We start from the raw sequence: 6,000 nt of genomic DNA on the forward strand, positions 1-6,000 counted from the left end.
TGTGCGATGTGGCACAGGGGGCCTTTGCCCACTCAGGGGCGCGGGGAACTGCGCGACCGCCCCCCACCGACCGTTGGCCGCCCGTCAACCCGCACCACCCCACTCCCTGGGCGCACTGTCAGTCCCCCTCCGTAGACTGACCCCGTGAGTGAGAGCGACGACCCCTTCGACGAGATCATCGAAGCCGAGACCGACCGCGACCCCGACCTCGCCGTCATCGAGGCCGGCAGCCGAACCCTGCGCACCCAGGGCGGCCAGCCGCAGGCAGACGTACCCGCGCGCCCCGAGGACCCCGAGGTCGACAAGGCGCTGCGCGAGGTCGAGGCGGAGCTGGCGACGCGCTGGGGCGAGACCAAGCTGGAGCCCTCGGTCGGCCGTATCGCCGCACTCATGGACGTGCTGGGCGAGCCGCAGCGGGCGTACCCCTCGATCCACATCACCGGCACCAACGGCAAGACGTCGACGGCCCGCATGATCGAGGCCCTTCTCGGCGGCTTCGAGCTCCGCACCGGCCGCTACACCTCGCCGCACGTCCAGTCGATCACCGAGCGGATCAGCCTGGACGGCGCCCCGATCTCCGCCGAGCGCTTCATCGAGACGTACAACGACATCAAGCCGTACGTCGAGATGGTCGACTCCTCGCAGGAGTACCGCCTGTCCTTCTTCGAGGTGCTGACGGGCATGGCGTACGCGGCGTTCGCCGACGCGCCGGTCGACGTCGCCGTCGTGGAGGTCGGGATGGGCGGCTCCTGGGACGCCACCAACGTCATCGACGGTGATGTCGCCGTCGTGACCCCCATAGACCTCGATCACACCGACCGGCTGGGCTCCACTCCGGGTGAGATCGCCACCGAGAAGGCCGGGATCGTCAAGCAGGACGCGACCGTGATCATGGCCCAGCAGCCGGTGGACGCGGCGCAGGTGCTGCTGAAGAAGGCCGTGGAGGTCGACGCCACGGTGGCCCGTGAAGGGCTGGAGTTCGGCGTCGTCGCACGTCAGGTCGCCGTCGGTGGGCAGCTGGTCACGCTGCGCGGGCTGGGCGGTGAGTACCCCGAGGTGTATCTGCCGCTGCACGGCGCGCACCAGGCGCACAACGCCGCCGTCGCCCTCGCCGCGGTGGAGGCGTTCTTCGGTGTCGGTGCCGCGCGGGCCGAGCAGCTGGACATCGACACGGTCCGCAAGGCGTTCGCCGCCGTCGCCTCGCCGGGTCGGATGGAGGTCGTACGACGCTCTCCGACCGTCGTGCTGGACGCCGCTCACAACCCGGCCGGCGCGCGGGTCACCGCCGACGCGATCGGGGAGGCGTTCGACTTCAGCCGGCTGATCGGGGTCGTGGGCGCGAGCGGCGACAAGAACGTGCGGGGGCTGCTGGAGGCCTTCGAGCCGATTTTCGCCGAGGTCGTCGTCACGCAGAACTCCACCCAGCGCGCCATGGACGCCGACGAACTCGCCGCCATCGCCGTCGAGGTGTTCGGCGACGAGCGGGTGCAGGTCGAGCCGCGGCTGCCGGACGCCCTGGAGGCCGCGATCACGCTGGCCGAGGAGGAGGGCGAGTTCGCGGGCGGCGGTGTGCTGGTCACCGGGTCGGTCATCACGGTCGGCGAAGCCCGGCTGCTCCTGGGGAAGGGCTGAGTCCGAAGAATGCGTACGCTCTGTTCCTCGACGCTGATCGGCGAGTTCTTCGTCATCGGCTTCGCCGGTCTGGTCGCCATGAAGGACCCCGACCTGTCCATGGCGCAGGTGTGGACGGTCAGCGGAATCGCGATGTTCCTGTGCGTGCTGCTGTGCGGCCTGGTGACCCGCCCCGGCGGTGTCGCCCTCGGCTGGGCGCTGCAGATCGCGCTGATCGCCTCCGGCTTCATCGTCCCCACGATGTTCGTGCTGGGCGTGATCTTCGCGGCGCTGTGGTGGGCGTCGGTGCATTTCGGAAGAAAGGTCGACGAGGCGAAGGCGCGCTTCGCGGCGCAGGGTGACAAAACCAGCCCGTCCGGCGCCTGAGTACAACGCGTGCGGTGCTTCAGTCCAAGCTGACACTGCGTAACAGGGGCGCGGACACGCCCTGTAACCTCATCCCACCGCACCACCGGCTGTAAGAAGGAGCCCTCCCGTGACCCAGCGCACCCTCGTCCTGCTCAAGCCCGACGCTGTCCGCCGCGGCCTGACCGGCGAGATCATCAGCCGTATCGAGCGCAAGGCCGGCTGGCAGATCACCGCGCTGGAGCTGCGCACCCTGGACCAGGAGACGCTGGAGCAGCACTACGGCGAGCACAAGGGCAAGCCCTTCTACGAGCCGTTGGTGGAGTTCATGGCCTCCGGTCCGGTCGTCGCGCTGATCGTCGAGGGCGAGCGGGTCATCGAGGGGCTGCGGGCCCTGGCCGGTCCGACCGACCCGATCGCCGCCGCGCCCGGCTCCATCCGTGGTGACTACGGCGTGATCGTGCGCGAGAACCTGATCCACGCCTCCGACTCCGAGGAGTCCGCCGAGCGCGAGGTGAAGATCTTCTTCCCGGGTCGCGCGTAGCTCGCAGCCGTCGTAAAAACGAGGTGTGGGGGGCCGAAGTTCCGGTAGCTCCCGGTAATCCCCACACCGGTGTGCATATGCGTGGCGATCGAGGGAACGAGTGCCCCCGATGGCCCGTCTCCACAAGCGGGGCGGTTCGTCATCTGCTGACAATGGCGAAGACCCTCCCGCAGTGTTCGCGAAGGCGCGTCTACGATGGAAGCCTTCACGTCACAGCACCCACTTCGCCGACCTGAAAAGCCATCAAAAGCTCCCAGGAAGGCCAGACGAATCCTGATGGGGAACTCAATGTCGTTCATCGGCCGTGACATGGCTGTCGACCTCGGGACCGCCAACACGCTGGTGTACGTCAGGGGTCGCGGGATCGTACTCAATGAGCCGTCCGTCGTCGCGATCAACACCAACACCGGTGGCATCCTCGCGGTCGGCGCCGAAGCGAAGAAGATGATCGGGCGCACGCCGGGCAACATCGTTGCCGTACGCCCGCTGAAGGACGGCGTGATCGCCGACTTCGAGATCACCGAGCGGATGCTCCGCTACTTCATCCTGAAGATCCACAAGCGGCGGTATCTGGCTCGTCCGCGAGTCGTCGTCTGTGTGCCCTCCGGCATCACGGGCGTCGAGCGTCGCGCCGTCATCGAGGCGTCGTCCCAGGCCGGCGCCCGTCAGGTGCACATCATCGAGGAGCCCATGGCCGCGGCCATCGGCTCCGGCCTGCCGGTCCACGAGGCCACGGGCAACATGGTGGTCGACATCGGCGGCGGCACCACGGAGGTCGCGGTCATCTCCCTCGGCGGCATCGTCACCGCCCAGTCCATCCGCGTCGCGGGCGACGAGCTGGACAACGCGATCATCCAGCACATCAAGAAGGAGTACTCCCTTCTGCTGGGTGAGCGGACGGCCGAGCAGATCAAGATCACGATCGGTTCGGCGTACGATCTCGATTCCGACGAGCACACCGAAATCCGCGGCCGGGATCTCGTCTCCGGGCTGCCGAAGACCGTCGTCATCTCCGCGGCCGAGGTACGCAAGGCCATCGAGGAACCGGTCAACGCGATCGTCGACGCCGTGAAGACGACCCTCGACAAGTGCCCGCCGGAGCTGTCCGGCGACATCATGGACCGAGGAATCGTTCTGACCGGCGGCGGCGCCCTGCTGCGCGGCCTCGACGAGCGGCTGCGCCGCGAGACCGGCATGCCGATCCACATCGCCGAGGACCCGCTGGACAGCGTGGCGCTCGGCTCGGGCAAGTGCGTCGAGGAGTTCGAGGCGTTGCAGCAGGTGCTGGACGCCCAGCCGCGCAGATGAGGTAACTCTTCGATTCCGCCGTACGGGATGATCTCCTCTCGTACGGCGGATCGTTGATATGGAGGCATAAGCTCCCCGATGAGCCTCAAAACTTCTCATCCAGCTCCGCGTACCAACTCCGTCAACTCCGTATACAGAACCCCGCGGGTTTACCGGGGGTTTCCCGAATTCCTATGAGGAAGGGCACGGCCGCCGCACGTGAGGGACACACGAGAGAGCCGGCTGCTCCTGGTGCTGCTGATCGCCATCGCGTTCGCGCTGATCACGGTGGACATCCGTGGTGGGGAGGATTCACCGGTCGACGGTGCCCGCCATGCCGCCGCCACGGTCTTCGGCCCGATCGAGGACGGTGTGTCGGCCGCGGTGAACCCGGTCGGCAACGCGGTCGCCGCGATCCGTGACTCCGGTGAGCGCCATGACCGGCTCGCCCGGCTGGAGCAGGAGAACGCCGCCCTCAAGGCGAAGCTCGGCAGTGACGACCGTGACCGCAGCCGGCTGAAGCAGCTCGACAAGATGCTGAAGATCGCGGGCAAGGGGCAGTACGGCATCAAGGGCGCCGAGGTCATCGCCATAGGAGCTGCCCAGGGCTTCTCCTGGACGATCACCATCGACGTCGGTGCCAACGACGGCATCAAGCGCGACATGACCGTCCTGAACGGGGACGGGCTGGTCGGGCGGGTCACCACCGTCGGCCCCAACACCGCGACCGTGCTGCTCGCCAACGACCCCGACTTCACCGTCGGTACCCGCATGGAGTCCAGCGACGAGCTCGGCTTCGCCTCCGGCCAGGGCGACCGGCCGCTGCGCGTCGAACTCCTCAACGGCAAGGCCGAGGTGAAGAAGGGCGACCGTCTCGTCACCTTCGGCTCGCAGGCCGACAAGCCGTTCGTGCCCGGCGTCCCGGTCGGCGTCGTCTCACGAGTCGACCCCTCCGGCGGCAACCTGACCCGCACCCTGTACGTCACGCCGTACGTCGGCTTCAGCAAGCTCGACATCGTCGGCGTCGTCGTCCAGGCCCCCGAGCACGACCCACGCAACACGGTGCTCCCCGACAAGCCCAAGCCGACCCCGAGGCCGACCGTGACGGTCACCGTCACCCCGGGCGCCGAGCTCCCGGGCGACGGCCAGGAGCAGCCGCAGGCCGACGGACAGAACCAGCCTCAGGCGGATGGTCAGTACCAACCTCCAGCGGATGCCCAGAACCAGTACGAGCAAGAGCAGTAGGAGCTGAAGCCCCATGCGCGTCAACCGAATCCTGCTCTCGTCCTCCCTGGTCGTCGTCGCCCTGGTCCTTCAGGTGAGCGTGCTCTCCCGCCTCCACCTCCCGGGCGCCGTACCCGACCTGCTCCTCCTCACCGTGCTGGGCCTCGCCATGGTCTACGGCCATGTCGGCGGCGCCCTCGTCGGCTTCGGCGCCGGCCTGCTCGCCGACCTCGTCCCGCCCGCCGATCATGCCGCCGGCCGCTATGCGCTGGTGCTGTGTGTGATCGGCTACCTCGCCGGGCTCATCAAGCCGGAGAGCGGCCGGCTGAAGTCGGCCACCGGGCCGATGGTGGTCGTGGTCGTCGCCGCGATCAGCGCGACGCTGCTGTACGCCGGTGTCGGCGCCCTCGTCGGGGACACCGCCGCCCGCCACGTCGGCCTCGGCAGTCTGCTGTTCACGGCCGCGCTGTACGACCTGCTGCTCGCGCCGTTCGTGGTGCCCGGGATCATGGCGCTGGCCCGGCGCGCGGAGAACGACCCGCTCGCCGAGACCAACTCCCAGGCGAAGAAGCCGAACATCTCCTCCGGCTGGCTCTCCGGCGGCACCGGCCTGCGCATCGGCAGCCAGCGGGGCGGGCTGGGCAGCCTGAAGATGAAGGCCGGGCGGGCGCGAACGGCGCGCGCCGGGCGCATCAAGGGGGTCAAGCGGCTGTGACCGCAGGAGAGTTCACCGGAACGAGTGAGGCCGGGCGGAACCCGGGCTCCTGGGCCCTTCGTTCCTCACTCGTACACAGACACTCGCGTTCATCACTCGAACACCCGAACCTGTACGGCTCGCATTCGTACACGCACTGAGAGGGGGAGGAAGCGGCAGTGACCAATATCCCTGAGACGGGCCGGACGCCGCGCGTCCAGATCCGGCTCGTTGTCATTCAAGTCCTGGTCCTCTCTCTGCTGGGCACGCTGGG

Annotated in this window: 6 protein-coding genes; all 6 read left to right on the forward strand. The window is 68.4% G+C overall.

Annotated elements, in window-relative coordinates; translation table 11 throughout:
- Positions 1–144 precede the first annotated feature (144 nt).
- The 6 genes from ACFWYS_RS30580 to mreD all read left to right on the forward strand — a co-directional run bounded on the left by ACFWYS_RS30580 (position 145) and on the right by mreD (position 5,747).
- Positions 145–1,632: a bifunctional folylpolyglutamate synthase/dihydrofolate synthase gene (locus ACFWYS_RS30580; RefSeq protein ID WP_384775805.1), complete on the forward strand. Its 1,488-nt coding sequence runs from the start codon at positions 145–147 to the stop codon at positions 1,630–1,632.
- A gap of 9 nt (positions 1,633–1,641) precedes the next feature.
- Positions 1,642–1,998: a DUF4233 domain-containing protein gene (locus ACFWYS_RS30585; protein WP_272124974.1), complete on the forward strand. Its 357-nt coding sequence runs from the start codon at positions 1,642–1,644 to the stop codon at positions 1,996–1,998.
- Between the two features lie 109 nt (positions 1,999–2,107).
- Positions 2,108–2,521: a nucleoside-diphosphate kinase gene (ndk, locus tag ACFWYS_RS30590; RefSeq protein ID WP_030943193.1), complete on the forward strand. Its 414-nt coding sequence runs from the start codon at positions 2,108–2,110 to the stop codon at positions 2,519–2,521.
- A gap of 288 nt (positions 2,522–2,809) precedes the next feature.
- Positions 2,810–3,829, forward strand: coding sequence for a rod shape-determining protein (locus tag ACFWYS_RS30595; RefSeq protein WP_004001297.1), 1,020 nt, complete (start codon positions 2,810–2,812; stop codon positions 3,827–3,829).
- A 198-nt stretch (positions 3,830–4,027) separates the two neighbouring features.
- Positions 4,028–5,053, forward strand: a complete 1,026-nt coding sequence (mreC, locus tag ACFWYS_RS30600; RefSeq protein WP_384775808.1) for a rod shape-determining protein MreC — start codon at positions 4,028–4,030, stop codon at positions 5,051–5,053.
- A 13-nt stretch (positions 5,054–5,066) separates the two neighbouring features.
- The gene (mreD, locus tag ACFWYS_RS30605; RefSeq protein ID WP_384775810.1) at positions 5,067–5,747 is read left to right on the forward strand and encodes a rod shape-determining protein MreD; all 681 of its coding nucleotides are present in this window, start codon (positions 5,067–5,069) and stop codon (positions 5,745–5,747) included.
- Positions 5,748–6,000 lie beyond the last annotated feature (253 nt).

The sequence above is a fragment of the Streptomyces sp. NPDC059010 genome (assembly GCF_042740355.1).
Lineage (GTDB): Bacteria > Actinomycetota > Actinomycetes > Streptomycetales > Streptomycetaceae > Streptomyces.